Source organism: Methanoculleus sp. UBA303 (genome assembly GCA_002501655.1).
In the GTDB taxonomy this organism is placed as follows: domain Archaea; phylum Halobacteriota; class Methanomicrobia; order Methanomicrobiales; family Methanoculleaceae; genus Methanoculleus.
This window is the reverse complement of record DANY01000041.1, coordinates 55,524-80,150: the sequence shown is the minus strand read 5'-3', so window position 1 is coordinate 80,150 and position 24,627 is coordinate 55,524. Positions and strand designations below refer to the sequence as shown.

Below are 24,627 nucleotides of genomic sequence, written 5' to 3'. Positions count from 1 at the left end.
TGCCCCAGAACCTCCGGATACGGGAAGTAAGGCTTGGGATCGCCCTGATCGCCCTCCCAGCGCCATCTATACCGTAAAATATGCCCTGTTCTTCGGGCAATGGCCCGTCACCTACGTGGAGTATCTCCAGCAGAATTACCCCTACCTCTTCTCGCTTGCGATGCGGAGTAACCCCTTCGACGAGACGGCGTCGCCGGTTGTACGGTGAAAGGACCAGGGTACAATATATAAGCAGACAGGGCATGACACGCCTGATTACCATGAGCGAATACTCCGTGCTGATCGGCGGAAAGGCCGGGGAGGGTATCAATACGGCAGGTCTCTCCATCGCCGGCCTCTTCTCCCGCCTCGGTTACCGCACCTACATGTACTTCGATTACCCCTCGCTCATCCGGGGGGGGCACAACTTCGCCATCATCCGGGCCTCGGAGAGAAGAATAGGAGCGCACCGCACCCCGGTCGACGTCCTTCTCGCCTTCGACCAGAAGAGTATCGATAATCACCAGGAACGGATTCGCGGCGGCACGACTGTCATCTACGACGCCTCGCAGGCGGTGAGAGGCGAGGGCTACGGCCTCCCGATCGACCGGATCATCAAAGAAGAGAAGGCGCCCCCGATCACCGGGAACTCCGCAATGCTCGGGGCGCTTGCACGAGTTGCAGGCATCGACCGGGCAATCTACGAGGACGTTCTCCGGGCGACCGTCCCCGCAAAGCACCTTGAGGCAAACCTCAGGGTCGCCCGCCGGGGCTACGATGCCGCCGGTGAGGTCTTCACCGTTGAGCCGCTCGATCACCCGGCACTCCCGGTCCTGACGGGAAACGAGGTCACGGGGCTCGGGCTCGTCTACGGCGGGCTTGAGTCCTACGTCGCCTACCCGATGACCCCGTCATCGAACCTCCTCCACTTCCTTGCCCGGCGCGCCGAAGACCTCGCCATCAAGGTTATCCACCCCGAGAACGAGATCAGCGTCATACTGATGGCCCTCGGGCTCGCCTATGCAGGCGAGAAGGCGGCGGTCGGCACATCGGGAGGCGGGTTCTGCCTGATGACCGAAGGACTCTCGCTCGCCGGGATGTCGGAGATCCCCGTGACGATCGTGATGGGGCAGAGGCCGGGGCCGAGCACCGGCATGCCGACCTACACCGCCCAGAGCGATCTCCATTTCGTCCTGAACGCAGGCCAGGGAGAGTTCCCCCGGTTCGTCGTCGCTCCCGGAGACCTCGAAGAAGCCTACACCTGGTCGGCGACCGCCCTGATGCTCTCCTGGAGATATCAGGTCCCCGCGATCATCCTCACCGACAAAACCCTTGCAGAAGGCGGCTACTCCTTTGATATCGAGGCCGTCACCCCGCCCCTCGAACAGGAGCCGGTGCTCTGGGACGGGACCGGGGAGTACCGCCGGTATGCCCGGGAGCAAGGCGGGGTATCGCCGCTCGCGTTCCCGGGGAGGGAAGGCGCCGTCGTCAGGGTGAACAGTTACGCTCACGACGAGACCGGGCTCACCACGGAGACGGCGGAGGACGTGAGGCTGCTACAGGAGAAGATGCTCCAGAAAGGCGAGAGCCTGAAGGCGGAGCTCGCGACCTATCCCACGGTGAAGGCCTACGGCCCCCGGGATGCCGGGACGACGATCGTATGCTGGGGGTCGGAGAAGTGGGCATGCATCGAGGCTGCCGAACAGTTTGGGGCGCGGGTCGTCCAGCCGCTCGTTCTTGCGCCGTTCCCCGTCCGCCATTGGAAGGAGGCGATGATCGGGGCGGGGAGAGTCGTGTGCGTCGAGAACAACGCCACCGGACAACTTGCCCGCCTCCTCCGGCAACAGGGCTTCGACCCCGGCCGCCCGGTCCTGAAGTACGACGGGCGGCCGTTTGCAGTCGACGAACTCGCGGCGAGACTCGGGGAGGTGATCGCATGAGCCCGGAGCAGTTTGCCGGAAAGCCGGCCGGCGAACTCATCAGCCCGGCAGAGAACACCTGGTGCCCCGGGTGCGGCAACTTCTCGATCCAGCACATGATGAAGTCGGCGATCGCCGAACTCTCGGAGGAGGAGGGGATACCACTCCAGAACTTCGTCCTCCTCGGCGGCATCGGGTGTCACGGGAAACTGGTCGACTACTTAACCATCAACGGTTTCTACGGCATTCACGGGCGGTCGATACCGGCAGCCACCGGGATACGCCTCGCAAACCCGGACCTGAAGATCATCTGCCACGTCGGGGACGGCGACATCTACGCCGAGGGACTCGACCACCTCATCTTCGCGGCCAAACGGAACAGCGATATCACGGTCATCGTCCACGACAACCGGGTCTACGGGCTGACGACGGGGCAGTACACCCCCACGTCACCCTTCGGGTTTCGCGGCCGCTCCACCCCCGGCGGGATCACGGAGCACCCCTTAAACCCCCTGGAGGTGATGCTCGCCGCCGGGGCCACTCACATCGCGCGGGGTTATACGAAGAAGATCCGGCACCTCAAGGACCTTTTCAAGGAGGCGATCATGCACCGGGGTTTCTCGTTCATCGACGTCCTCCAGATCTGTGCGACCTACTTCAACCTGACCGACTACTACAACACTCACGCCTACGAGATGCAGGAGGGCGAGGTCGAGACGGGCAGGTTCGAGAGCGCTCTTGGAAAGATCCGGGAGTGGGACTACGACCGGGAGGCTCCGATCCCACTCGGGACGTTCTACTCGATCGAAAAGCCGGCCTACGAGGAGAAGTTCCAGGCGCTCACCGCCGGGAAGCCGGACCGGAGGGCGCTCGTCCGGAGAGTGATCGAGGAGTGGCGCTGAACCTCGGCCAAGATCTTCATAGCCCACCCGGACCGCAGGTGCCCGGAACGGGCGGAATACCGCCGGTTTTAGCAGGTGCCCGGCCAGGGGAGATTGCCGCGGTCTTCGCTTTCCCGGCATCCGGCGAGGCCGCCTACAGCACCGGGCAGACGCTCTACGTCGACGGCGGGCTGCCCCTCTGTGCCGACTTCAGGACACCGTGGTCGTCGGGGAGTTGAGGGGCCGGGGGAATCACCCCTTCCCGGTCACGGGGGATTCTACCCTCGAACGGCTGTTATCGCTGCCGGGAGGCCCCGGCGGGCCGCCGGATCTATTCAATCAAATTAATATAATCTCATTTTTATATAATAGAACCCGAAAAAGGGCGCCCGAGGAAGTATCTGTCGGGGGAGTTGCGGCAAGGAGGACCCCAATCCTGCCGCCGGGCGATCCTTCGAGGTGAACGGCTCCGTGAGGACCAGAAGTGGATAGCTGGGTAAAGCATGGTCTTTGAGACGAAAGAGAATCTGACCGATGAAGAGATCAGCCACGGCTTGAAACTCGTCATCAGGGACGGCCTTGCCACCCAGGCGATGGTGACACTGACCGGCGGCATATTCCTCGTAGCCTTCGCCCTGCAGCTCGGGGCATCGAATACCGTCATTGGTCTGATCGCCGCCATCCCGCCGCTTGCCGAACTCCTCCAGATGCCCGCCATCTACCTCGTCGACCGGGTGCAGAACCGGCGGCTGGTGGTCGTCGCGGCATCGCTCGCCGCCCGCCTCTTCTGGATACCCATCATCCTGATCCCGTTCTTCCTCTCCCCGGAACAGGGGATCATCGTTCTCATCACCTCGATAGTCCTCTACTCAGCGTTCTCGGCGGTTTCCCACTGCGGCTGGAACTCCTGGATGCGAGATCTGATACCCCAGGACCGGCTCGGGGCCTTCTTCTCCCGGCGGCTGACCCTCTCCACAGGAATTGCACTCGTCATCAGCCTCGCCGCCGGTTTCTTCATTGACTCATGGAAAGTCGTGTTCCCGGACCTTGCAGCCTACGGTTACTCCACCCTCTTCCTGCTCGGGCTCATCGCCGGGCTCATCGGCATCACGCTCCTCGCCCGCACACCCGAGCCCCGGATGGTCACCGAGACCGAGGAGGACGGCCTGCTTGCCGCCATCCTGAAACCGTTCCAGGACATCAACTTCAAGAACCTCATCATCTTCCTCGGCTCGTGGAACTTCGCCGTCAACCTCGCGGCGCCGTTCTTCACGGTCTACATGCTGCAGAGGATCGGCCTCGACATATCGGTCGTCGTCGCCCTCGGTGTCCTCAGCCAGGTCATGAACATCGTCTTCTACCGGTCGTGGGGCCGGGTCTCCGACCGGTTCTCCAATAAGTCAGTCCTCGCCGTGAGCGGCCCGCTCTTCATGCTCGCGATCTTCGCGTGGATGTTCGTCACGCTTCCCGATGTCTACGTCCTGACCTATCCGTTGCTCATCCTCATCCACATCCTTATGGGGATATCGCTTGCGGGGGTCTCGCTCGCCTCGGGAAACATCAGTCTGAAGATGGCCCCGCAGGGCCAGGCGACCAGTTACCTTGCAGCGAGCACCTTCATGAACTCAGTCGCCGCCGGGATCGCCCCTATCCTCGGCGGGCTCTTCGTAGACTTCTTTGCCGAGCGGGAACTGATATGGACCCTGATCTGGAAAGATCCGGTGCGAGAACTCGTCTTTGTCACCCTCGACCTGCAGCAGTGGGAGTTCTTCTTTCTCTTCGCCTTCATCCTCGGGCTCTACTCCCTTCACCGCCTGACGGCGGTGCAGGAGGAGGGGGAGGCGAAGGAGCAGGAGGTCGTCGACGAGCTCATCGCAGGGGTCCGGCGGGATATGCAGAACTTCTCCCCGGCGGGAGGCCTCCGGGACCTGGTGAAGTTCCCCTTCTCGTCGGCCAGGATACGGCGGAGGAAGAAGAAGCGATAAGCGCGGGGGCGCCCAGATACCGTCATGAACCCGGGCAGCCCCGTGCGGCGTCACGGATCGGAGGTGCCCACACCAGTTTCATCGTCGCTGCGCTGCTGGCAGCTCTGCTGACCCCGGGGTTTCCCTCTCACCGGCACCGCGGGACGGCGTCGTGACCCTCCGGCTCCCCGGCCCGAAAGCAGCATCTCCGTCGAGGAGGCGCTCCGGATCTATGCCGAAGTGCCGCAGACCCTCGTCGACGTCGGGCAGGTCCTCTGGGCGGCACAGGGGGATCACGGACAGCCGGGGATACCGGACCGCCCTCCGCCGGCGCCCCCTAACCCCTGGAGGTCTATTGCATCGATTCCAAAATAATAGACCATATCCGGCCTTCGTCCCCGGGAATGAGCCGTATCCGGTTCTCCTCCGGGATCTCCCCCTGGAGTGGACCGTGGCGGATATCGCCCTGGGGGGAGGGGACCGGGGAGGGGGAAACCCCCTCCCCGCAGGCGGGTACCCGTACGTTCCTCCTCAAAGCCCCCGCCCCTGGAGGCGGGGAACGCTGCCGGAACGTGCGAAGGTTCGCAGAACCGGAGCATGAGCACCGGCAGGTGTGAAGGCAGGAGTTTGAGCACTATCAGGTGTGAGTGAGGAGGCCGAAGGCCGGGCGGAGTGGGGGTTTCGCGGGTATCACCTTGCGGGGGGGACCCCTCGCGCCCTTCAGGTGCGCAGGACACCACGGGTTTCACGAAAAATCGGTGGAGAGGTGGGCTGTCGCCGGCATGGCAGGTACTCTCCCGAAGTTGTCCCTCTCACCCCATCCGCGGTGCGGCCTTCTTCACCGACGGCTGCTGCTGGCTGACGCAGTGGATCGCGCCAAACCCCGGGACCATCGCCGTGCAGTCGATGCCGACGACCTCGCGATCCGAGAAGACCTGCTGGATCTCTGCTATGGCGACCTCATCGTTCGGGTGGCCGAAGACCGGCACCAGCACGACGGTGTTACCGATATAGAAGTTCGCGTAACTTGCCGGCAACCGCTCCTCGCCGCCGACCGCCCCCGGCATCGGCAGCGGGATGACCGTTAAGGGGTTGCCGTCCTGGTCGGTCGACGCCCGGAGGATCTCATAGTTCTCCTTCAGGACGGCGTAGTTCACATCGTCCTCGTTCTCCTCGAGGGCGCAGAAGACCGTCGTCGGGTTCACGAACCGGGCGATATCGTCGATGTGGCCGTCGGTGTCGTCGCCGGCGATCCCCTGCTTTAACCAGATGACGTGACGTGCACCCAGGTAGGCCTCCAGGTAGGCCTCGATATCCTCCCGGGAGAGATCCGGGTTCCGGTTTGGGTTTAAGAGGCAGGCCTCCGTCGTGAGGACCGTGCCCCGCCCGTTCACCTCGAACGAACCCCCCTCCATGACGATCCCGGGCGTAAAGAGGGGGAGACCCATATCACGGTTCATGAAGAGCGGTATACGGGTATCCTCCATGAGTTCCGGGTACTTCTCCCCCCAGGCGTTGAACGTCCAGTTCACCATCGCGAGTTCCCCCGTCTTCGGGTTGACCACGAACGTCGGGCCGTAGTCCCGGAACCAGACATCGGCGTAATCAGCGACGTGGAACCTGACGCCCCCCGTATTGACACCTTCTTCTTCCAGCATCGCCTCGACCCGGAAGCGCATCTGCTCGCTGGTGACGAGCAGGTTGACGGTCTCGGACCCGCGGAGCGCCGCAATGATACCGACGTAGGCCGCCTCCACAGCGGAAAGGTCGGGGAACGTCTCGGGATCGTGGGGCCAGGAGAGCCAGACGGCATCGTGCAACTCCCACTCCGCCGGCATGCGGTAGCCGAGCGCCTGCGGAGTCCTGCCCGGCGGGAGCCTCCGGGTGAGCACCCCGTAGGTCTCCGGCCGCCGGTTCCGGAAGAAGCCCCAGCCTTCCCGAACGGCTTCGTTCTCCGCGAGATCGACCTCAACGACGAGGATCTCCTCACCAGTCTCCCCTGCCCGGGCAAGAACGTTCCCGAAGGCGTCGGCGACGAACGAACTCCCGAAGAACCGGATATCGCCCTCGTCGCCCACCCGGTTGACGGCAGCGACATGGACGCTGTTTGCTATCGCGTGGCCCCGCTGCACTGTCTCCCACGCCTCCCGCCAGTCGCCCTCTGGGGGCTCCTCCTCCCCCGACATCCGGCCAATCGCGGTCGGGTAAAATATGATCTCCGCACCCTGCAGAGCAACCACCCTCGCGGCTTCCGGGAACCACTGGTCGTAACAGATGAGCACGGCGATCCGACCATACCGGGTATCGTAGACCCGGTAGCGGTCCCCGGGCTGGAAGTAGGCCTTCTCGTAGAAGAGCGGGTCGTAGGGGATATGCACCTTCCGGTAGGGGGGGAGCAGTTGCCCGTCTGCATCGATCACGACCGCCGTGTTGTAGTAATCTCCAGAGGCCGTCCGCTCGTAGAGCGGCACAACGATCACCACGCCGTGCTCCCGGGCAAGCGCCGAGAACGCTTCGGTCGAGGTTCCTGGAATGGTCTCGGCAAAGAAGGAGGCATCTCTATTCTCGTACTGCGGGAAGTAAGGAGTCCGGTAGAGTTCCTGCAGGCAGAGGATCCGGGCACCCTCTGCGATCGCCGCTTTTGCCATATCGAGGGTGTGCTCCAGGTTGCGGTCGAGATCCTCGCTCACCGCCGTCTGGATGAGGCCGATCTTCTGTGTGCTCATCTGTATCATCTCACCGTATCGGTAGGGCATTCCAGCGTCTTATATCAACCGCCGGGCCATAGCGTTATCCGGTATCGCAGCCTGTATTTACAGGAGAAATGGAGTTCGCGACAACCCTCCTCATCGCCGTCGGCCTTGCGATGGATGCGTTCGCCGTTGCGGTCAGTGGAGGGGCCGCCGTGCGGGACGGCCGGGCCAGGTATGCCCTCATCGTCGGGGCGCTCTTCGGCGGATTCCAGGCAGGGATGCCGGTGCTCGGGTGGCTCGGCGGGGTGAGCCTGACTTCGTTCATCGGGGCCTACGGCCCCTGGATCGCCTTCTTGCTGCTTGCCCTGATCGGCGGGAAGATGATCGTCGAGGCGGTGCGGGGGGACGGCGATAACGTGCAGTTTGCCACCGCGAGCATGGCAACCCTGCTTCTGCTCGCCGTTGCGACAAGCATCGACGCTCTGGCGGTCGGCGTCACCTTTGCCGTGCTGGATACGCCGGTCCTCTGGCCCGCAATCACGATCGGCGCTGTAACCTTTGCCCTCTCCGCCACCGGTGTGCTGATAGGGAGTTCGTTCGGCCGGTTATTCGGGCGGAAAGTCGAGATCCTCGGCGGGGTGATCCTGATAGGCATCGGTATCCGTATTCTGCTCGACCATATCATCTTCTGATGCTCAGGCTGCCTCGTCCAGGATCCGCCGCATATCAAAGGCGAGATCTTTACTCTCCTGGTCGAGCGCGACGAGCCTGAGATCCTGCGCCGACCGAACGCCGATACCGAGTTCTGCCGCCCGGGCGATCAGGTCCATCGCAAAGATCCGGCCCCGCATCACCTCCGGCGTCGAGCCGTAGCTGCGGAGCAGCGCGATCCCGGCGGCATCGAGGGCCACGCGGTCTGTACTCGCGAGGATGATATTCGGCGCGATGAGGCCGCCCTTCTCGGGACCCCCGGACGAGAACCCCTCCGTCGCATCCATGATAGTGATATCACAGGCACAGAACCGGTTTATCTCGGCGATCATCCTGCGCTGGTGCGGCGACGTGTGTAGTTCCGCCATGTAGTTGTAGCCGTTTTCGGGGTTCCTCTTCGCCACGGCCCCTACCTGGTTCTTCAGAGAGAGGGAGACATGCCCGCCGAACCGGTGGGTCTTTAAACAACAGGTCTGAACCACCGCATCGGCCTCCCGGAAGAGCCGGGCGATCAGAAACCCCCGTTCCCAGTGGAGGCCGTCCGGGGGGACCGCCTCCCACCCCTCCGGAGGGAGGTCGTCGAGCGCCACCACCTCTGCTCCCATCCGGGCCGCTATACCGACTGCACCCCGGTTCTTCAGCACCGCACGCGTCTCCCCCATCCCGCTCCGCTCCCCGAGCCGGATCGTCCGGGCACCGGCATCGCGGACCTGTCCGAGGATGGCCTCCAGGGTGTCGGGATGGGTCGTCGCGGGGAACGGGTCGTCGCTGTTGAAGTTCGCCTTGACCGCGACGTCTTTCCCGTCGAGGGAGGGGGGTCCGACCTCGTGCCAGAGCGTCTTTACGGCGTGGTAGCGATCCGATGCATCGATGATGTAGACTTCAGATGCCGCAGGAGATGCCATGCGCGCAGAGTGACCTGCCAACCTATAAATATATACGCCGCCCGGCCCTGCAGAAACCCGGTTACCAGGGGGACAACAGATTCGAGGGATTGCAATTTTCCTGATAAGGGGGGACGGATAGCGGCCCGAGCCCCTGTCGGGATGAAAGAGGCGATGAGCAACCGAGGGAGCGCCGGGAACCGGGAAAACCCAATGCACCAGAGCAGGGGGGTATCGTCTCGCAGGGGGGGTGTGATTCCCGGTATCCCTTCGGAAAGCCATCCTGGCACCGACATCGGCGAAGAGCGCCGCCCCAACCAGGCGCCCGGGTGTGTGGATCCGGGCGTCGCATTCGACACGTATAAGAGCACCACGAACGCAATACGTAGTAAAACCTCAGACATCGTAGAGACCGCGCATACTTGCGTGGAATGCTCTCGGAGGACACGAGGCAGAGCCCGGGGTCTTCGGAGAGAGAAAAGGTATGAGGCCAGTACAACCATGACTTCCAGAATGCATACCCCCCACACCACCTGTCCCAGCTGCCACGAAGAGGTCTTCCTGGACGAACTCGTGGGCGGGCGCTGCCCCCTCTGCGGATATTCCCTCGACGAAGACGATGGAACATGCAACGAGTATGAGGAGACCCTCGAACGTTCCGACCTCGGGTGGATGATCTTTCAATTCTTTGTCTTCAAACGGTTCTGCAACAAGGGAGCAAACCCGTTCCAGGTCATGCAGATCCTCTCCCGGTATGAGGAGCTCAGCCAGTGCAACCCCGCTGACGCGGAGAAGATGCAGTTTACTCTGGAAGTTCCGATGAGCCGCTGGGAACAGCTGCTCCCGAAAAGGTGCTCGAAGTGCGGCAGAATGTTCGTCTCGGGCGGAAAAGCGGTGATCTCGGGAGACCTCCAGTCCCCCGAACACCCGAAAGCGTATATCTGCCCGTCCTGCTGATCAGTAGGTCCGGGCAACCAGGGTGGACATGCCCTTGCCGCCGCAGGCGATGCACGGGCCGTCCGAGACGGTGATCAGGTCCGATCGGATATCGGACCCGAGGATGCTCGCATCCACAGCCGCCTCAATTTTTTCTGCGCATTCCTGTGACCCACACCAGTGAACGACCGCAACCCCGTTCTTCACCGCGATAGCGGTCTCATCGAGGGTCCCGACAACGGTGATCCGGTCGGCCATCGCCTGCCGCGCCGCCTGCGAGATCCCCTCCCTGAACTCTGCAAGGACCGAGAATACTCCTTCAACGACGCCCCGGCGGTCGAGCGTGATCTTCTGGCCGCTCCGCGTGACGGCAACGACCGTGTTCGCGTCGATGTCGCGCGGCCCGATCTCGATCCGCAGCGGGACACCACGCATCTCCCAGTGGTAGTACTTCGCGCCCGGGCGCATGTCCCGACCGTCCAGTTTCACGACAAACCCGGCGTTCCGGAGATCCTCCTCGAGCGCCGCAGCCGCCGTGAGCACTTCGTCGCGCCGTTTCCCGACGATGATCGGCACGATGACGACCTCTATCGGCGCAACCTCCGGCGGCAGCACGAGCCCTTTGTCGTCGCCATGGATGCTGATTGTGGCCGCAATCGACCGCTCGGATATGCCGTAGCAGGTCTGGTAGGCATACTGCCGCTCCCCGTTCGCATCCTCGTAGGTGATATCGTAGGTGCGGGAGAAGTGGTCGCCGAGCATGTGCACCGTCCCTATCTGGAGCGTCTTTCCATCAGGCATGATGGTATCGACCGCGATGGTGTAGTCGGCACCCGGGAATTTGTCCCAGTCGGGGCGACGGGATATGATCACCGGCACCCGGAGGCTCTCGTAGAACTCCTTATAGAGGCCGAGTGCGACCTCGACCTGCGCCGCAGCCTCCTCCCGGGTCGCATGCACGGTATGCGCCTCCTTAAACGACGTGATCTCCCGGAGACGGATGAGCGGGCGGGTGTGTTTCGTCTCGTAGCGGAACGTGTTGACGATCTGGTAGAGTTTCAGGGGCAGGTCGGTGTGAGACCGGATCCAGAGCGAGTACATCGGGTAGATGGCGGTCTCGCTCGTGGGCCGGAGAGCGAGCGGCACGTCGAGCTCATTCTTGCCGCCGTGGGTGACCCAGTAGACCTCGTCCTCGAAACCCTTGATGTGCGTGGCCTCCTTCATGAACTCGGTCTCGGGGATCAGGAGCGGAAACATCGTCTCCTCATGGTCGCGGTCCATCAGGTTCCGGAGTATCCCGTATGCACGTTTCCTGATGGCGAACCCATGGGGATACCAGACGTATAGCCCCTTGACCGGGTAGCGGACGTCCATGATCTCGGCTCGCCAGAGAACCTCATTGTACCACTCGGAAAAATCGTCTTTCCGGGGAAGTGCGCCTGTATCTTCTTCCATCCGTCTCGTACCTCAAAAATTATGATTGCCTCTCTAAGCGATCATACTTATGATTGCCGGCGTAATAAATGCCTCTACGACCGCGGCAACCGCCAGGAGCGGGACGACTACCCGGAGAAAGAGGCGGGCCAGAGACCAGGCTCCGGCAGCGGCATCGCCTCTTCCATGCCACTCGGCGATGAGTTCCTGCCCGAGGAGGAGCCCGAGACCCCCCGCGATAAGGAAGGAGGGGATCTCGAAGATGCCGTGCGGGACGAGCGCCGCCGCGATGAAGAGCAGACCCTGCTGCTGCCGCACGAGTTCCGCCACCGCACCGATCAGGAGCCCGTTCGCCGTGAGGATCAGCACCGTGACCACGCCGAAGGAGGCTCCCCCGAGGAAGAGGAGGGCGCAAGTGCTGAGATTGTTTATGAATATCTTACCCGCAAGGACTGGCGGGGAGTCGGAGAGGAGCTGGCTTGCGACCTGGTCGCGGAAGAGCGTCATGACCTCCGCGCCGACCGCCGGGTCGCGGGCCACAGCAACGACGCCGAGGCCGACCGAGACGGCAAAGAGGACAGCCGCAAGACCCGTGGCCCCGGCGAGTGAGCCCTCAGACATAGAGCACCATCCGCACCAGGTCCCGTATTCCCGGCGCCATGCCGACAACGATCATGGCAAGCAGGATGAGGTGCCAGAGACCTGAATTTCCCTCCCGCCTATACATCTCAAGGACATAAATGGCAGGGATGATGACCGCGATCTTGAGGAAGAACATCGAAAACGCTGTGCCGGTCGCGTCGATCAGGCTCGAGCCCACGACGTGCTGCTCCACGTAGTGGACAGGATGGATATCGATGCCGTAACTCGTCGCGCTGGCATCCAGCATATGGCCGAAGATCAGGAGTTTGTAGAGGATATTTGAGGCATACGACCACTTCAGGCCGTAGACCAGGAACGCCCAGAGAGCAAGCGACGTGATGAGCGCGAGCATGAGGATGGTGGCGAGGACATCGAGCGCAATCCTTGCCTCAGTGAGGCCGAACCAGACGAGCGCCGCGGTGGCAAGAAGGCAGGCGGCGATGCCCGTCCCCCCGTAGACCCGGCTGTAACGGGCGACGATTCCTTCGTTCTCCGCGAGTTTTCCCGCGAAGAGGGCGACCGCCGCAACTGCGAAGATCGTGAAGAAGATCAAGGGTGTGATCAGGAGGAACCGGAAGTCCGATGTGACCATACCGGTATCCTCGACGACACGCAGCAGCCCGCCGAGGACGACGAAGGGCAGGGTCGCAAGCACGAGCTCGTCGTCGATGGCGATCTTATACCGCCGGAGCCCCCGGTAGACGAGGTAGACTGCGACGATGAGGATCAGGGCGTAGGTCAGCGTATCGATGAGCGTATACGCCTGGCCGTATCGGATGGGATCGATGTAATATTTGTAGAGGAACTCCCTAATCATTACTGATCTTAATGAGCGCAGACGGCATAAATCTACTCAGAACCAAGGTCTTCGACAAGTCCAAATGGATGCAGCTCCCTCGTGATGTCGTCATCGGCCACGACGTCATCGAGCAGATCCCGGCTGTCTGCGAAGACCTTGCTCTCGGCGACTCTGTGCTCATCATATCGGGGAGCCAGACGAGGGATATTGCCGGGAGGAGGGTTGAGGCGCTTCTTGAGGACTCCTACGACGTTGTGACGTTTGCCGCCGCCGGTGACAAACCCCTCGAAACCATCAAGAAGGCCGAGGCGGCGGCAGCGAAGGCCAGGTTCGTCATCGGTGTCGGCGGGGGCCGGGTCATCGATACCGCGAAGATCGCTTCCTACAACGCCGACCGCCACTTCATCAGCGTCCCCACCGCCGCATCGCACGACGGCATCGCCTCCTCGCGGGCCTCGGTCCCGACCGCCGACGGGAACGTCTCGCTCGCCGCCGAACCGCCCATCGCCGTCGTCGCCGATACCGCCATCATCGCTTCGGCGCCCCACCGGCTACTGGCATCTGGGTGTGCGGACATCATAGCAAACCACACCGCAATCCTCGACTGGGAACTCTCCCACCGCCTCAGGGGCGAACCGCTCTCGGAGTATGCGCTGACGCTCTCCCGGATGACCGCCGAGATCCTCTTCCGGAACGCCGACCTCATCAAACCGCACTCCGAGGAGAGCGCCTGGCTGGTGACGAAAGCGCTGGTCTCTTCAGGCGTCGCGATGAGTATCGCGGGGTCGTCCCGGCCCGGCAGCGGCGGCGAGCACAAGTTCTCCCACGCTCTGGACCGGCTTGCACCGGGAAAGGGTCTTCACGGGGAGAAATGCGGTATCGGGGCCATCATAACGATGTACCTCCACGGCGGGGACTGGAAAGGGATCCGCGACTCGCTACGGAAGATCGGTGCACCGACCACTCCGGCCGATATCGGCGTCGACGACGAGACGGCTGTTGCGGCGCTGCTCGCCGCCCGGACGATCCGGCCGGAGCGGTTCACGATACTGGATATGGGGCTGACCGTGGAGTCGGCGCGGGACCTCGTGAAGATGCTCTACCGGGAGTGAGTGACAGATGGTACAACAGAAGACAAAGGTGACGCTGATCGGCGCCGCGCTCGCAAAGCCGGGGCTTGATTTCGTCTATGAAGGCAGCACATGCACCGAGTGCGAGAGCTGCAAGGTGCGCAAGGTCTGCCACAACCTGCAGTCCGGGAAGAAATACCGGATCGTTGCGATCCGCTCAAATACCCGGCATGACTGCCCGGTTCACCACGAGGCGGCGGTCGCGATCGACGTCGTGGAGGCCCCCATCGTCGCGCTGATAGGCGCCGATATGGCGATAGCGAACTCCAAGGTCAGGTACGAGTTCTCCTGCACGAGAACTGAGTGCCGGAGTTACCGGCTCTGCCGACCTGACGGCATCATCGAGGGGGATAAGTACATCGTCGGGGAGGTCATCGGCAACGCCCCCGACGTCTGCGAACGGGGCCGCCCCCTGAAACTGGTGGAACTGCGGCCGATCTGACGCTACGGCCTGCTCGCGAGAGAGAGTCGTCGGGCAAGAGCGAGGAGGTCCTCCCGGTCACAGAGTGTCGAGAGCCACGACGCAGGAATTGCCCGACACCCAAAGCACGCCCCGGCGAGTCCGCCGACGATCGCGCCGACGGTATCAGCATCGCCCCCGAGGTTGACCGCCGTGACCACCGCATCACGGAAGGATGAGGCTTCCATGAAGACCCTGACAGCGCAGTGGGTGCAGAGGAGGGCGTCGAGCGAGGGCTCGGGCGGGTATGCCTGGTAGTCTTCGAGCAGCCCCCGGAGTTCCGGATCATGACAGGCGGCGAGAGCATGCCCGAACGCCGCACCTGCCTCTTCTCCCCGGCACATCCCGCTGACCATCCGGTTGACGAACGCCGAGGCTTCGCCGGCGGCGGTGTCGAAGTGGGTGACCCCCGATGCAGCGAGGCTTGCTTCCCGCACCTCCCGGGGTGAATAGAAGATGCCGACCGGGACCCCTCGCATCACGCTCCCGTTGCTCCTGCTCCCTCCTAGCGTCTCATGCGCCATCCTCGCGGCATCCCTGGGGCCGACACCGCTCTCGATCAGGTCGAGGACGGCCCGGGAAGTCGGCCCGAAGAATCCCGGATGGGCCCGGTATGCGCGGATTAAGCGCCGGGCGAAGTCGTCCGTGTCGAACCCCCCGCACTGGACGAGGGTCTCCGCGAGAGCTGACGCCTGCAGAGTGTCGTCGGTGTACTGGCCTGGAAGGGTATTATGAATCCCGCCCCCGTGCATCTCCGTTACCCGAACCGACGGCGGCGGAAGGCCTTCCAGGGGCGCGCCCAGTGCGTCGCCGATTGCAAGCCCGATGAGCGCCCCGACTGCCCGCATCTTGTGCATATAAAAAGATCACCAACAAATTATATCTACCCGCGGACAGTAGTATTCTTCGAGGAAAGGTGATATTGTGCAAAAAGAAGAGCTGCTCCACTTACACATGCTGTTAGTCCACATCAGAAAGTATTATGAAAGCACCACAGGAGAGGATGTCCCGACGGACCAGTATAACGCACTCCACATCTCACCCGTCCATATCCATAAGAATAAGGTAACACATAAAAAGGCTATCCTGACTCTGGGAAACGAGATAGTCCAGCACATCAGGGCCAACCATAACCCATACATCGAATACCACGCCGATTTTCAGTCCGAACGGATTGCAACCGAACATTAAACGATGAACGATACCGATACTCTCCGGGAGATCATCTCCCGCATCCTTTCTCTCGGCCCCGAGCCCGCCGACGTCCAGAAGATCAAACTTGATGTCTGCCGGGAGTACGGCATCAATATGCCCAAAAACTCCGCAGTTCTCGCCGCAGCCATGCCGGACGAGCGCGAGCGGCTCCGGCCGATTCTCCTGGTCAAACCTACCCGGACACTCTCAGGGGTGGCGCCCGTCGCGGTGATGACCTCACCCCACCCCTGCCCCCACGGAAAGTGCCTCCCCTGCCCCGGCGGGCCGGAGCATCCTTTCAAGTCTCCCCAGAGTTACACAGGAGAGGAGCCGGCAGCGCTCAGGGCCCGTGAGCACGCGTTCGACCCCTACAGTCAGGTTCAGGCCCGTCTCGGGCAGTTCGAGGCGCTCGGCCACCACATCGATAAGGCAGAGCTGATCGTGATGGGCGGGACGATGACCGCCCGAACGGTCGAATACCAGGAGTGGTTCGTCGGGGCCGCCGTGCAGGCGATGAACGACTATCCCCGGGCCGGAATCCCGCTGGAAAAGCCCGATCTAGCGGCGGTCTTTGCCGCGAACGAGACATCGAGGGTCCGATGCGTCGCGACCACGTTCGAGACGAGGCCGGACTGGTGCCGGAAGGAGCATATCGACCGGATGCTCACGATGGGCGTGACCAAGGTGGAGGTCGGCGTCCAGCACCTGGACGACCGGATCCTCGACTACAACCGGCGGGGCCACTCGGTCGCAGACTCAGTCGAGGCGAACTGCCTCCTGCGCGACGCCGGGCTGAAGGTGGGGTTCCATGTGATGCCGAACCTCCCCGGAGCGAGCCTGGCCGACGACCGGCGGATGTTTGAGGAACTCTTCGCCGATCCACGGTTCCGGCCGGACTTCCTGAAGATCTACCCGACCCTGGTGACGCCGGCATCTGAGATCGAGGCCCTCTGGGAGCGGGGCGACTACCGGCCCTACACCGAGGAGGAACTGATCGACCTCATTGCCTACGGAAAATCGCTCCTCCCGGAGTACGTCCGCCTCCAGCGTATCCAGCGGGACATACCGGCAAAGCTGATCGTTGCGGGTTCACGGCACAGCAACTTCCGGCAGCTTGCAGAGGAGCGGCTTCATTCGCAGGGGCTCCGGTGCCGGTGCATCCGGTGCCGCGAGGTGGGCAGGACGATTGCGCCGGAGGCGGCGGCGGTCTCGACCTATGCCTACCGGTCCTGCGGCGGGGAAGAGCGGTTCATCCAGGCGGGCTCGGAAGACGCCCTTGTCGGGTTCGCCCGTCTCCGGTTCCCGCACCAGCCCTTCCGCGACGACCTCGTCGGCGCGGCGCTCCTGCGCGAGCTCCACGTCTACGGGAGCGTGGTGCCTCTCAGCACCCCGGCGGCGACCGACGAGTGGCAGCACCGTAGTTTCGGCGTCCGGCTCCTCGCCGCGGCAGAGGAGGAGGCCCGCGACCACGGTTACCGGCGGCTCGCTGTGATGAGCGGTGTCGGGGTGCGGCCCTACTACAGGAAACAGGGATATGAACGAGTGGGCCCATACATGATCAAGACGTTCTCATGAAGCCCGCAACGCTCGAGTTTGTGAAGCAGAGGTTCACTGAGTACTATCAGAGGCAGAACCTCGCCGCTCCGTCATCCCTTGAGCAGCGCGAATGGGGGTTTGTCTTCTTTGACGCCTCGGCCGAAGTCAGGATGCGGCGGCACATGGCGTTTGTGGATCCGCAGGAACTTGCAGCCTACGTCAAAAACCTGGTTCCCGCTCACGTCTATTACTCGACGGCCTACTACCAGACGCCGTCCGCGCCGACGATGAACGATAAGCACTGGGCCGGCGCCGACCTGATCTTCGATCTCGACGCCGACCAGATCGTCCGCGGCCCCTACGCAGTGATGCTTGCGCGGGTCAAGGAGGAGACCTTGAAACTGGTTGGGATGCTCGTCGACGAACTCGGATTCTCCCGGAACCATATCAGGATCGCCTTCTCCGGGGGGCGCGGTTACCATATCCACGTCACCGATATTGCCGTCCGGGGCTGGGGGAGCCCGGAGCGGCGCGAGATCGTCGACTACGTCTGCGGTATCGGGATCGACCCCGCCGTGATGCTCGACCTCACCGCGGCTCCCAGGACCGGGTGGCGGCGGCGCTACGCCGATGCCCTCCGTGACCACCTGCTCTGGCTTCGCGGCCTCGACCCCGCGGAGGCGACGGCCTGGCTGACGGGGCCGGCCGGGATCAGCAAACGGGCGGCTGCAGAGTTCCTTGCAGGCCTCGGCGCTCTTCCGGAGAAGGACCCCGGCGACCTCCTGCAGGACCGGGTCGTCCGGGCGATTGTGGCTGCACCTGACTTTGGCAGCCGGGTCCGGGACGCAGGGGCACGTGCGGATGAGCCGGTCACGACCGATATCAAGCGGCTGATCCGGGCGCCGGGGTCGCTGCACGGCGGCAGCGGCATGCGGGTGGTGCCGCTCGATATCCGGGACCTCGCTGATTTCGACCCGCTCGTGGACGCAGTGGTCTTCGGCGAGCGGGAGGTACGGGTGGAGATGAAAGCAAACTTCACCACATCCCTGCTCGGGAACACCTACACGCTCAAGATTGGGGCCGCGAAAGTCCCCGAGGCGCTGGCGGTCTTCCTCTGCTGCCGGAACATGGCGGAGATCGCCGGGGGTGCATGAAATGGCCGCCGACCTCTTAGAGAAACTGCGGCAGATGCTGCTTGACATGCACCACTCGGGAAGGCTCTCCGATATCGAGCCCGGCCTCTACGAGGATGCCCGGGCGTACGTCGAGAAACTTAAGGCGGACTACTACGGTCTCGAAAACCCCCTGGAGAGTCGGGCGGGAAGCCTGCTCATCGAGGAGATAGGGAGCGTCACCGAGACTGTGCAGGAGATCTTCTCCATCCGGACCCGCCAGATCCTTGACCTTGCGTTCCAGCAGATCGAGGGACAGTACTTCGATAAGGAAGAGGCGAGAAAGATGCTCCCGGCGGAGCGGATGATGTACGGGCAGATCGTCGACGCCATCGAGGGCTGCCGGGAAGTGCTCGTCCACGGGGAGGAGTACTCATTCAACGGCAGCGGTGCAGCCGCCGTCGACAGGATCGACCTTATCGATGATGCCCCGGCGGCCTCCGGATCAGGCGTGCCGGCGGCCCCCGCTCCCCGCCCTGTCCAGTCTCCTTACGCCCTCGTGCACATCCGCTCCGATATGGAGTCGTTCATGGGAGTGGACGGCAGAGTCTACGGGTTGAAGCAGGGGGATATCGTCACCCTGCCGGAAAGCAATGCAGACGTGCTCTGCGAGCACGACATAGCCTTAAATATTAGGCTTAACAAGTAATATAGGTACTCGAATCTATTGAATAGAGGCTACTATCATGAAAATGCCATCAAAATTCAAGACGTACTGCCCATTCTGCAGAAATCACCAGGTTCATGAAGTCGTGAAGGTGAAGAAGGGCAAGGTACGCCATTTCAACTGGATCGACCGCCAGAAAGGGCGCAGGAGCATGGTGGGCAACATGGGCAAGTTCAGCAAGGTGCCCGGCGGCGACAAGCCGACGAAGAAGATCAACGTCAGGTATCGCTGCACTGTCTGTGGAAAGGCGCACCTCCGGCCGGGATTCCGGATCGGTAAATTTGAACTTACGGAGTGAGGTTATTATGGTCCGGCTGAACAGAGAGAATAGGAGCACATTCCTCCGGGTAAAGTGCCCCGACTGTGAGAACGAACAGATAGTCTTTGAGAGAGCAAGTACCGTTGTGGAGTGCAGCGTCTGCGGGCGTATCCTTGCAGAGCCCCACGGCGGAAAAGCAGATATAAAGGCTGATATACTGGCAGTACTTGAGTGATTATTCCATGCATGAGAGAGAGTGGCCCGAAGAAGGAGAACTCGTCGTATGCACGGTCGCGGACGTCAAGGACTTTGCGGCGTTCGTGACCCTGGATGAGTACGACGGGCGAAGAGGGCTCATACCGATATCCGAGATAGCACGGGGCTGGATAAAGTATATCCGGGACTACATACGGGAAGGACAGAAGGTCGTCTGCAAAGTCCTGGGTGTGGACCCCGACCGCGGCCACATCGATCTCTCGCTAAAAGACGTAAACGAACACCAGCGGCGCGAGAAGATTCACGAGTGGAAGAGCGAACAGAAGGCCACGAAATGGGTCGGGTTCGCCTCCGAAGCCGCGGGAGTGAACCGTGAGGTCATCGAAGAGGCCATATACCGTGAATACGGCCTGTTGTACCCGGCCTTCGAGGATATCGTCACCACCGGTGGCGAGGCAGCAGATAGGCTGAAACTCGACGAGCCGGTCAAGGAAGCGCTCATCTCCATCGCGCACGAGAACGTGAAGGTCTCGAGGGTGACCATCACAGGGCATCTTGTCCTGACGTCGCCCCGGCCCGACGGCGTCAACGTTATCCGCCGGGCGCTCCGGAGTGCCCAGCCGAAGGTCGAAGATGCGGAGATCGACCTGATCTACGTTGGAGCACCAAAATACCGGATAAAGGTAACCGCACCCGATTACAAAGCGGCAGAGAAAGTCATCGAGAAGGCGGCAAACGCTGCCGTCGGTGTGGTTGAACGGGCAGGCGGTTCCGGTAAGTTTATCCGGAAGCAGAAGGCCGGATAAGACCGTATGAGTAGCCGCATTCGCCGCTGTCCGCATGACTTGAGGTACACGCTTTCTCTGGTCTGCCCGGTCTGCGGCCGGCCGACACGGCCGGCTCATCCGGCACGTTTCTCCCCTGAGGATAGATACTGTAGTTACAGGAGGGCGGTACGCAGATGGAAGACGTCACCGTGAATTTTTTCCGGGAAGATACCGTCGGCGCTCCAATCCTGGTCGAGGGCCTGCCCGGTGTCGGGCACGTCGGAAAACTCGTTGCCGACCATCTGGTCGACGAACTCGGGGGCGAGAAGATAGCGGAGATCTCTTCGATCCATTTCCCGCCGCAGGTGGTTGTCGACGAGCAGGGCGTCACTCACCTGGTCAATAACGAGATATATCGCTGCGAGAAAGATGGAATAACGATCCTCTTTCTCGTGGGCGACTTCCAGAGCACCTCGGCCGAGGGCCACTACATCCTGGCCGAGCGCTACCTGGATATCGCCGAGAAACTCGGTGTCCGGCGGATCTATACGCTCGGGGGTTACGGCGTCGGCCACCTGGTCGAGAACCCAAGGGTGCTCTCTGCCGTCAATATGGAGCATCTCCGGCCGGAGGTGGAGGCGGCCGGGGGATCGTTTGAGAACGCCCGGAGCGGCGGGATGATCATGGGGGCGTCGGGGCTCCTGCTCGGCCTCGGCGAGGTGCGGGGTCTCGAAGGGATCTGCCTTATGGGCGAGACAAGCGGCTACCTCGTCGACCCGAAGAGCGCCGACAGCCTCCTTGCGGTCCTCTCGCACATGATCGGGATCGAGGTCGACCATACCTCCCTGCAGGAGCGTGCGGAGGATATGGAGCAGGCCATAGAGAAGATCCGGGAAGCCGAAGAGGCCAAGACCCGGGAAGAACTCAATTATATCGGATAGTGCTTCTTTTTTTGGGCTTCCAGGGAAAACCATGCCGGGAACCCTCGTGTACGCACCCCGGTTCCGCGAGGTGTGCATGGGCCCTGGTGTGCCGTCTCTATATGGAGGATTCGTGCTCTTGTATTCTGCCCGCGTCCCGCAGGGAATCGCTACGAGCAGCCAGGGGAGGAGAATCTCCAGCCATGTCGTTATCGGTACGGCCTGGCAATGAGCAGCCTGAACCGGCTCCTGTCAACCTGGGCAACAATATCATCCCGGTATATCACCGTGTTCGACAGACGTCGCGCATTCCCGGGGGGAGGAGTTCGCGCGTGGCTCACGCCGCATGCTCGATGGTGAATCGTAGTTCCAGCGAATCCGCATCGACCGATACGAATCCTTAAGGCCCACGGAGGATACAGAGGAGTAGTATGGTCACCCTCTGCCTCGCCGGTTGGGGCACCCGGTTCTGGGCCTGGCTCATCGACATTCTCCTGATCGGGCTTCCTGTGTCGGCGCTTTCCGAACGGCTGCCGCCCACCTGGCAGGTCACGGTAGCCCCGGGACTCCTCTCCATCAGCCTCTCTTCGGTCGTGCTCTTTCTCTACTGGACGCTGCTCGAGGGTTACCGGGGCCAGTCCATCGGCAAGATGGCGCTGAACATCCGGGTCACCGACCGTGGCGGGGAAGAGATCGGCTTTGCTGCTGCTGCGGTCGAGAGTTTCGGGAAGGCGTTTCTCCTTGTCCCCGACTGCCTGATCGCATGGCTTGCCATGCCGGGCTCAAAACAGAGGCTCTTCAACCGGGTTTCCCGCACCATCGTGATAGAAACCCAGGAGAGGGAAGAGCCGGAAGGCGTCACCTACGTGAAGAGCGAGGAGTGAGGGTCAACCCCTGACCACCGGATACCCAGCAGCCCTCCAGGCACTCATGCCGCCTTCGATCTCATAGACCTCCCGGAATCCGGCCTCCCTCATCAGTTCCCGGACGCCTGCGCTCCGCCCGCCCCGCTGGCAGTATATGACATAGGTCCCGCCCGGGTCAAGACTCGCGAGATGTTCTGAGAACTGCACCGAGTTAATGTTGATCGCACCCCGGATGTGCCCGGCGGCGAACTCGTCCGGTCTCCTGACATCGATGATGACAAACCCGGAGCCCTGCCCCATCTCTTCTATCAGGGCAGATGCCTCGGCGGGCGGTATGGTCCGGATGATCCGGTCTTCAGGGACCGAACCGCCGCCAAGGCATCCGGCGATAAGCACGGCCGCGACAGCGCTCCCGAGAGCGAGCAGGAACGCGAGCGGCGGATAAGAGTCGGTCATACTCCCATGTCACGACTGCAAAGATAAAGGGGTTGTGGTTCTCCGGGTCACTCTTATTCCCGGGATCCGTCCGCCGGTGCGAGAACCCGGAAGCCTCAGGCAGTATCGTCAAACTTCAGCAGCGTACCATTGATGGCCATTATTGCACAGAAAGTATCCGGCGTATCCAGGGCTACAACCTCTCCGCCATCCACCACGGCAACGCGGTTGCAGATCGCCTCCGCTTCATCCATATCATGAGTCGTAAAGACGATCGTCACCCTCCGCTCGCGGTTCAGCCGCCGGAGCAGGTTCCAGATCTCCCGGCGGCCGGGCTCGTCCAGCCCCTTCGTCGGTTCAGCAAGGAAGAGGATATCCGGGTGCGTAAGAAAAGCCCGGGCGATCTCAAGACGCTGCACCATGGCGGGAGAGTAGGTCTCAACCGCGGTGTCAGCGCTCCCGGATATCCTGAAAAGCCCGATAACCTCAGGGATCCTTCTCCCCCTGATCTCGTCATCCAGGCCGTGCAGCCGTGCGTGGAAGTCCAGGTTCTCCCTCGCGGTCAGCGCAGGGTCGAGCACTGACTCCCGGAGGACGATGCCCATGCTCCGCCGCACATCCCCGAGGTTCCCGAGGATCGCAAACGGTGAAGACTCGGCAAACCCGGAGACCGGGAAGAGCATCGTCATGAGAACGGCAATCAGGGTCCGCCGACCCTGGCCGCGGGTGCAGAGGATACCAAAAATCTCTCCGCTCTTCACATCGAACGGGATCGGACCTCGTGCCTGAAGCTGCTCCAGGCGCTGGATCAGATCCTCAACGGTAAAGGCAGTCATGCTCCTCCGCACAGACACGGTCAGTCAGATAGAACGAAATCGTCTTCAATCACCCATTACCCCGATATATGTGCGGCATTCCGGGATGGGAGTTAACCTGCGGAATACCGCCCAGAGATGTGCGATCCGGTGCCCGTTATCCGATTTGGGGAAGGAACGACAGGGTAATAGTATTTTGACTATCTGCACATGAATGTATCTATTTAAAAATAGACATAAAATTAATCCTTTAAGGTTTTTATATTTCCTTACATGCCCATTTTACCATAAAACTGCTCCAGCGAGCCAGTACCTGGGAGAAATCCGTAGCCGGTAAAGCAGGCCGACCCCGCCCCGGTCCGAAGGTCTTGCGGCAGCCTCTCCACAGAACGGCCCCGGAAGGCCCATACCGGGCATGCCGATCAAACTATTTAAGGCATGGACCCATCAGGTAAACTTGAGTCATGGAGACCGATTTATCCACAATTGCCATTCTCCCGGTTCCCTTCAGTCCGGAGCAGGTTCTCATCGCTCTAGCCGTCCTCATACCGGCTCTGGTCATATTCAACCTGCTCCTCATCAGCGAGGAGGTCTTTGAATCGATCGGGCTCCGGTTCTACCAGGCGATGCTGGTGACCGTGGGAGCGCTGCTCGGGAGCCTCATCAACATACCGCTCGTCCCCATCGGCGAGGCCGTCATCGCGGTCAACGTGGGTGGAGCCGTCATTCCCCTCTTCGTGACCATCGGGATGGTCGCGAGAAGCCGGGTCTCACCATCAAAGACCCTCGCTGCCATCGTCTTCGTGTCGCTCGTCGCCTACGCGTTCGCAACGCCGGTCCCCGGCCTCGGGATCACCATGCCGTTCTATGTCGCCCCCCTTGCAGGCGCTGCCACAGGACTCCTCCTCGCCCGCGGCTGCCAAACCGCCCCCGGACTCGCCTACGCGGGCGGGACCATGGGCACCCTGCTCGGCGCCGACATCCTCAACCTCGCGAACCCTGCAGTCCTCGCGGCGCTTGCCGGAAGCAAGGCAACGGTCCTCTCCATAGGCGGGGCCGGGATATTCGACGGCATCTTCATCACCGGTGTGCTCTCGGTCCTGCTGGCCGCGTATGCAGGAAGACGCCTGCGGGAGAAGGCGGGAGTCTGCCCGCAGGAGAGGGAGGAGTGATGATGCCAGAAGAGGGAGGCGCACGGGGCAGATCTTGATGACGATCCATAGGGCCACTTCAAAATAATGCGGATAATTTAGGCTTCGCTTCTGGTCGCGCACCCCATGCACGGATTTCGAGGGGATATAGCGTCAGCCTCGCCCATGGCGATTCGGTAGTGCTCCAGCAGAGAACT

The 24,627-nt window shown here is 62.2% G+C and carries 27 protein-coding genes; 19 read left to right on the top strand and 8 right to left on the bottom strand.

Annotation, left to right across the window (positions count from 1 at the left end; all coding sequences use genetic code 11):
• The first annotated feature begins 260 nt into the window (after positions 1–260).
• From BP846_RS10300 to BP846_RS10285, 4 genes are all read left to right on the top strand, one after another.
• A complete protein-coding gene (locus tag BP846_RS10300) occupies positions 261–1,919 on the top strand; it encodes a 2-oxoacid:acceptor oxidoreductase subunit alpha (protein WP_292395056.1) in 1,659 nt (552 codons plus the stop codon).
• Positions 1,916–2,800 carry a thiamine pyrophosphate-dependent enzyme gene (locus BP846_RS10295; protein ID WP_292395054.1) on the top strand — a complete coding sequence of 295 codons (885 nt, stop codon included), beginning with the start codon at positions 1,916–1,918 and terminating at the stop codon, positions 2,798–2,800. The genes BP846_RS10300 and BP846_RS10295 overlap by 4 nt, the downstream gene beginning before the upstream one ends.
• A gap of 38 nt (positions 2,801–2,838) precedes the next feature.
• Positions 2,839–3,018 carry a hypothetical protein gene (locus BP846_RS10290; protein WP_292395052.1) on the top strand — a complete coding sequence of 60 codons (180 nt, stop codon included), beginning with the start codon at positions 2,839–2,841 and terminating at the stop codon, positions 3,016–3,018.
• Positions 3,019–3,282: 264 nt separating this feature from the next.
• Positions 3,283–4,764, top strand: coding sequence for an MFS transporter (locus tag BP846_RS10285; RefSeq protein WP_292395050.1), 1,482 nt, complete (start codon positions 3,283–3,285; stop codon positions 4,762–4,764).
• Between the two features lie 791 nt (positions 4,765–5,555).
• On the opposite strand, the gene BP846_RS10280 is transcribed toward BP846_RS10285, so the two are convergent.
• The gene (locus tag BP846_RS10280) at positions 5,556–7,469 is read right to left on the bottom strand and encodes an agmatine deiminase family protein (RefSeq protein ID WP_292395048.1); all 1,914 of its coding nucleotides are present in this window, start codon (positions 7,467–7,469) and stop codon (positions 5,556–5,558) included.
• A gap of 98 nt (positions 7,470–7,567) precedes the next feature.
• Here BP846_RS10280 and BP846_RS10275 point away from each other — a divergent pair, with 98 nt between their 5' ends.
• Positions 7,568–8,128, top strand: a complete 561-nt coding sequence (locus BP846_RS10275; protein ID WP_292395046.1) for a manganese efflux pump MntP family protein — start codon at positions 7,568–7,570, stop codon at positions 8,126–8,128.
• A gap of 3 nt (positions 8,129–8,131) precedes the next feature.
• On the opposite strand, the gene BP846_RS10270 is transcribed toward BP846_RS10275, so the two are convergent.
• Positions 8,132–9,052, bottom strand: coding sequence for a DUF362 domain-containing protein (locus tag BP846_RS10270; protein ID WP_292395044.1), 921 nt, complete (start codon positions 9,050–9,052; stop codon positions 8,132–8,134).
• Positions 9,053–9,532: 480 nt separating this feature from the next.
• Between BP846_RS10270 and BP846_RS10265 the strand changes: the two genes are divergently transcribed.
• On the top strand, positions 9,533–9,988 hold the full coding sequence (locus tag BP846_RS10265) for a hypothetical protein (protein WP_292395042.1): 456 nt from the start codon (positions 9,533–9,535) through the stop codon (positions 9,986–9,988).
• Here the strand turns inward: BP846_RS10265 and proS are convergent, their stop codons facing one another.
• Genes proS through BP846_RS10250 form a run of 3 tightly spaced genes read right to left on the bottom strand, consistent with a single transcriptional unit; the run spans position 9,989 to position 12,860 of the window.
• Positions 9,989–11,422, bottom strand: coding sequence for a proline--tRNA ligase (gene proS, locus BP846_RS10260; protein ID WP_292395040.1), 1,434 nt, complete (start codon positions 11,420–11,422; stop codon positions 9,989–9,991).
• A gap of 33 nt (positions 11,423–11,455) precedes the next feature.
• Positions 11,456–12,022, bottom strand: coding sequence for a stage II sporulation protein M (locus BP846_RS10255; RefSeq protein WP_292395038.1), 567 nt, complete (start codon positions 12,020–12,022; stop codon positions 11,456–11,458).
• Entirely contained in the window at positions 12,015–12,860 is an 846-nt protein-coding gene (locus BP846_RS10250) for a DUF63 family protein (protein ID WP_292395036.1), read from the bottom strand. The genes BP846_RS10255 and BP846_RS10250 overlap by 8 nt, the downstream gene beginning before the upstream one ends.
• 11 nt (positions 12,861–12,871) lie before the next feature.
• Between BP846_RS10250 and BP846_RS10245 the strand changes: the two genes are divergently transcribed.
• Together BP846_RS10245 and BP846_RS10240 are read left to right on the top strand one after the other, a co-directional pair.
• Positions 12,872–13,954 (top strand): NAD(P)-dependent glycerol-1-phosphate dehydrogenase, encoded by a 1,083-nt coding sequence (locus BP846_RS10245; RefSeq protein ID WP_292395034.1) that lies wholly within the window; start codon positions 12,872–12,874, stop codon positions 13,952–13,954.
• A gap of 7 nt (positions 13,955–13,961) precedes the next feature.
• Positions 13,962–14,414, top strand: coding sequence for a UPF0179 family protein (locus tag BP846_RS10240; protein ID WP_292395032.1), 453 nt, complete (start codon positions 13,962–13,964; stop codon positions 14,412–14,414).
• A gap of 2 nt (positions 14,415–14,416) precedes the next feature.
• Here BP846_RS10240 and BP846_RS10235 read toward each other — a convergent pair whose 3' ends face one another.
• Positions 14,417–15,280, bottom strand: a complete 864-nt coding sequence (locus BP846_RS10235; RefSeq protein WP_292395031.1) for an ADP-ribosylglycohydrolase family protein — start codon at positions 15,278–15,280, stop codon at positions 14,417–14,419.
• A 76-nt stretch (positions 15,281–15,356) separates the two neighbouring features.
• On the opposite strand from BP846_RS10235, the gene BP846_RS10230 reads away from it, so the two are divergent.
• The 10 genes from BP846_RS10230 (at position 15,357) to BP846_RS10185 (ending at position 22,047) form a co-directional block, all read left to right on the top strand.
• Complete coding sequence (locus BP846_RS10230) at positions 15,357–15,623, top strand: UPF0058 family protein (RefSeq protein WP_292395029.1); 267 nt, start codon at positions 15,357–15,359, stop codon at positions 15,621–15,623.
• 3 nt (positions 15,624–15,626) lie between these two features.
• Complete coding sequence (locus tag BP846_RS10225) at positions 15,627–17,201, top strand: tRNA uridine(34) 5-carboxymethylaminomethyl modification radical SAM/GNAT enzyme Elp3 (RefSeq protein WP_292395027.1); 1,575 nt, start codon at positions 15,627–15,629, stop codon at positions 17,199–17,201.
• The gene (locus tag BP846_RS10220) at positions 17,198–18,316 is read left to right on the top strand and encodes a DNA primase small subunit PriS (RefSeq protein WP_292395025.1); all 1,119 of its coding nucleotides are present in this window, start codon (positions 17,198–17,200) and stop codon (positions 18,314–18,316) included. Before BP846_RS10225 ends, BP846_RS10220 begins: the two co-directional genes overlap by 4 nt.
• Position 18,317: 1 nt before the next feature.
• On the top strand, positions 18,318–18,983 hold the full coding sequence (locus tag BP846_RS10215) for a hypothetical protein (RefSeq protein WP_292395023.1): 666 nt from the start codon (positions 18,318–18,320) through the stop codon (positions 18,981–18,983).
• A gap of 37 nt (positions 18,984–19,020) precedes the next feature.
• On the top strand, positions 19,021–19,299 hold the full coding sequence (locus BP846_RS10210) for a 50S ribosomal protein L44e (protein ID WP_292395021.1): 279 nt from the start codon (positions 19,021–19,023) through the stop codon (positions 19,297–19,299).
• Positions 19,300–19,306: 7 nt separating this feature from the next.
• On the top strand, positions 19,307–19,495 hold the full coding sequence (locus BP846_RS10205; protein ID WP_292395019.1) for a 30S ribosomal protein S27e: 189 nt from the start codon (positions 19,307–19,309) through the stop codon (positions 19,493–19,495).
• A 7-nt stretch (positions 19,496–19,502) separates the two neighbouring features.
• Positions 19,503–20,282, top strand: a complete 780-nt coding sequence (locus BP846_RS10200) for a translation initiation factor IF-2 subunit alpha (protein WP_292395017.1) — start codon at positions 19,503–19,505, stop codon at positions 20,280–20,282.
• Positions 20,283–20,288: 6 nt separating this feature from the next.
• On the top strand, positions 20,289–20,456 hold the full coding sequence (locus tag BP846_RS10195) for an RNA-protein complex protein Nop10 (protein ID WP_292395015.1): 168 nt from the start codon (positions 20,289–20,291) through the stop codon (positions 20,454–20,456).
• Positions 20,438–21,184 carry a proteasome assembly chaperone family protein gene (locus BP846_RS10190; protein WP_292395013.1) on the top strand — a complete coding sequence of 249 codons (747 nt, stop codon included), beginning with the start codon at positions 20,438–20,440 and terminating at the stop codon, positions 21,182–21,184. The genes BP846_RS10195 and BP846_RS10190 overlap by 19 nt, the downstream gene beginning before the upstream one ends.
• Before the next feature lie 410 nt (positions 21,185–21,594).
• Positions 21,595–22,047, top strand: a complete 453-nt coding sequence (locus tag BP846_RS10185; protein WP_292395011.1) for an RDD family protein — start codon at positions 21,595–21,597, stop codon at positions 22,045–22,047.
• A gap of 3 nt (positions 22,048–22,050) precedes the next feature.
• On the opposite strand, the gene BP846_RS10180 is transcribed toward BP846_RS10185, so the two are convergent.
• Both BP846_RS10180 and BP846_RS10175 read right to left on the bottom strand, forming a co-directional pair.
• Entirely contained in the window at positions 22,051–22,485 is a 435-nt protein-coding gene (locus tag BP846_RS10180; RefSeq protein WP_292395009.1) for a rhodanese-like domain-containing protein, read from the bottom strand.
• 95 nt (positions 22,486–22,580) lie between these two features.
• A complete protein-coding gene (locus tag BP846_RS10175) occupies positions 22,581–23,300 on the bottom strand; it encodes an ATP-binding cassette domain-containing protein (RefSeq protein ID WP_292395007.1) in 720 nt (239 codons plus the stop codon).
• A 443-nt stretch (positions 23,301–23,743) separates the two neighbouring features.
• On the opposite strand from BP846_RS10175, the gene BP846_RS10170 reads away from it, so the two are divergent.
• Positions 23,744–24,451, top strand: a complete 708-nt coding sequence (locus BP846_RS10170) for a DUF1614 domain-containing protein (RefSeq protein WP_292395005.1) — start codon at positions 23,744–23,746, stop codon at positions 24,449–24,451.
• The last annotated feature ends 176 nt before the right edge of the window (positions 24,452–24,627 follow it).